The 2,369-nt window shown below is 47.2% G+C and carries 2 protein-coding genes and 1 CRISPR repeat array; both genes read right to left on the reverse strand.

Annotated elements, in window-relative coordinates; all coding sequences use genetic code 11:
* The first annotated feature begins 29 nt into the window (after positions 1 to 29).
* Positions 30 to 298: direct repeats of the CRISPR family, unit length 29 nt; unit sequence AGTGAACCGCCATGTCGGCGGCTAAGAAG.
* Positions 299 to 423: 125 nt separating this feature from the next.
* Entirely contained in the window at positions 424 to 666 is a 243-nt protein-coding gene (locus E1189_RS02060; protein WP_155158414.1) for an AbrB/MazE/SpoVT family DNA-binding domain-containing protein, read from the reverse strand.
* Positions 667 to 704: 38 nt separating this feature from the next.
* Positions 705 to 2,369 (reverse strand): DEAD/DEAH box helicase (locus E1189_RS02065; RefSeq protein ID WP_155158415.1); only part of this gene is annotated, 1,665 nt, incomplete at its 5' end.

Below are 2,369 nucleotides of genomic sequence, written 5' to 3' on the forward strand. Positions count from 1 at the left end.
CCAGAGGTTCTACGCTCTGGCGGTGAACGAGTGAACCGCCATGTCGGCGGCTAAGAAGAACACTTGATGTGTACGGCATTGATAGTGTAAGTGAACCGCCATGTCGGCGGCTAAGAAGTTTGCAACGTTATCCCTTGTGTCTGACGAATAGTGAACCGCCATGTCGGCGGCTAAGAAGCGGATGCTCTCGGGACTGGCGTACAGTCAAATGTGAACCGCTATGTCGGCGGCTAAGAAGATAGGGCACAGATCGGACGTGCCCTCTTTTTTGTGAACCGCTATGTCGGCAGCTAAGAAGGGTGAAAATTGATCACCTATTTCAGTTTCGATATGAACCGCCACCTTGGCGGCTGAAAAGTGAAGGTAGGTATTGATACGGATGCGTCAGAATGCACTGTGAGACGGCTATCGCTTACTCCTTACTTAAATTTCTTCTTTCCCTTTCGGGTGTTCGGCAAGCCACTGCTTGTCTTCAGAGCTGAGATCGACCGGAAAACCAGCCAATTGTTTTCGTAAGCTAGTTTGTACTTTGGTACTATTCCTCTTCCTCAGGGTTAAATGAGCGTCTACGATCAAGCATTCAAGATCGTCACCAGGCTTTATATCCAGCTCCTTACATAACCAAACAGGAAGTGTTACTCGCATATCCTGACCTACCTTCATCACAATTCCCCTTATTTCACTAAGAAAAAGATAGACAGTCGCTATATTGCTGAGTTCCTTTCATATGCTTCACTTAAAACCGCATCAAACAAATTCACCAGCCTCAATTGTTCAACTCTATTCACAGATACCCGACCCAGTTCCGGGTTCCCAACAACAATAGCCATTGACTGGGCACGGGAGATGGCGACATTTATACGATGACGGTCGAATAAGAAATCCAGCCCCCGGAGTGTTTCGCTGGCATCGCTGGCACACATACTCAAAAATACTACTGGTGCTTCCTGCCCTTGAAACTTATCGACACTTCCAACTCTAGCCTGCTTACCTAAGGCCATCTTCAGCTTATTGACCTGAAGGTTATAAGGAGCAACAAACAGGATATCATCCCAACCGATCTTTCTGCCCGAATCACTTTTATTGAAATGAAAGACACGCCCGATAAGACTTTGGGCAAGCTCCCTGATTACAGCCACCTCCTCATCAGAGCCTTGTGTATTACCCTCATGCTCAACTGGAACATAGATAATACCAGCATCCTTTTGAAGGATGCCGTCTTCTCCTTCAGGCACATCAATCACCCGCCCGGCATTATCAGGGTGAGATTCCAGTTTTCCTTCATAAATCTGCTCACTGATGAACCGGTTCACCGCCGGATGCATCCTCCAGGTTATATCAAGAAAAACGCCCATATCTGCAGGAATCGTCGGTGTATCACGCATCAGATAATCAAGAATTGACAACCCACTATCACCGGGATGACTAGCCTGTGAGGGCTGTCCCAACTGCATTTGGTCGCCCATAATCACAAGGTTACGTGCGGATCGTGCAACAGCGATAAAGTTGGCGACAGATACCTGCCCAGCCTCATCAACAAATAAATAATCGAGCTGACTTTCCATGTCTGTCCGTGAAAAGCCCCACGCTGTTGTGCCTATCACACAACCGGGTGAAACATAGTCAGACAGCTGAGCATTCTTTGTAATACTTACGCCAAGTTCCTTAAGCGTCGGCTCGGTTTCTTTCGTGCAACAAAATTTTGCCGCAACACTCTGTTGCTGGCAGTATTTAGCCGTACTGATCAGCAAGTGATTTATTGCTTTATGGCTGTTACTGACAATGCCGATTTTTTTACCGGTTTTCAGCAACTCCGCAATAGCCCGCGTAGCGGTGTAGGTTTTGCCAGCTCCTGGTGGCCCCTGAATAGGCAGGCAACTGCTGTCAAGGTTACGGATAGCCTGGGTTATTTGATCCTGTTTATCTGCGATCCGGCCTGTATCAACGATAGCTGTTCCCGGAGACAATCCATTTATTCTTGGTCTTGAGCGCTGAAGAAAGTCCAGAATAGCGCTTGCCCCCTCAACCAAACCACCACAATCAAATTCTCTAACAGTTCGCTCAATAGCCTTCTCAATAACACTAGCTGGAACAAACTCATCAGGAACCAATGAAACAAATGCCGGTGGTTCTTCAGCAGCCTGTATAACTATCACTCCGCTGCCAAGATCACTGAATTCTTTCACAAGTTTTACTTGTGTATGCCTCTCCAGCTCCTCACTGCCACCCAGAAGGAAAAACTTTTCATGGACATCCTTATACTCCTGCGACTCAAAACGATACTCATAAGAGAATTGTCGAGCTCTTGCGGTCGCTTTAAATGCTTCCTTCTCTGTGCGCTGGCAGCAAATCCCGAGGGTTTGATTTCC

This window comes from Parendozoicomonas verongulae, from assembly GCF_009711465.1.
Classification (GTDB): Bacteria; Pseudomonadota; Gammaproteobacteria; order Pseudomonadales; family Endozoicomonadaceae; genus Sansalvadorimonas; species Sansalvadorimonas verongulae.